The following is a 573-nucleotide window of genomic DNA, read 5'->3' on the forward strand; positions in this document are numbered from 1 at the left end:
GTCTAATGACATTTAGAATTGATTTAATGGTTTTTATTAATTTCTGTGTTCATATTTTGGAGGATTCGGTGGACTGAAATGTGTATAAGATCCCACAGAATTATTAATACCCTAAAAAAGTTATAGTCATTTTTCATCACGGTGGGGCAGCTAGAATTTATCGTTTCAGTTCGCACTTATTATCATATCGGTGGACTGTTTTCATTTCGGTGGCCACTTATTCTCATCTAAGTGGAAATGTATCATATCTGTGTATCTTTCAAAATTCTATCTCATATTTTATTGTCTGGTTCCTCCTGCTTGTGGTCTCATGTACCGATCCCAAGGCATGTAATATGCCGTAGGGCAAGCAGGTGGACTTGGCTTACCTCTTCTCTTATGTCTGGTGTACAGTATATAGTTTTAATCTAAGAACTCACTCATTCAGGAGATCGATCAAAATAGAAAGTGGTGGGCGTAATCTTATAACTGTAACAGACGATGGAAATGGAATAGAAAAGGAAGATTTGGAACTTGCGTTTATGCGCCACGCTACTTCAAAATTAAGCGATAGTGAGTTAATAGAAATCAAAC

Annotated in this window: 1 pseudogene; it reads left to right on the forward strand. The window is 36.6% G+C overall.

What is annotated here, in order from left to right:
- Positions 1-359: 359 nt before the first annotated feature.
- Positions 360-573: pseudogene (locus ACJ5GX_RS01860) on the forward strand (hypothetical protein); the annotation flags it as partial.

The sequence above is a fragment of the Wolbachia endosymbiont of Tuta absoluta genome (assembly GCF_059414725.1).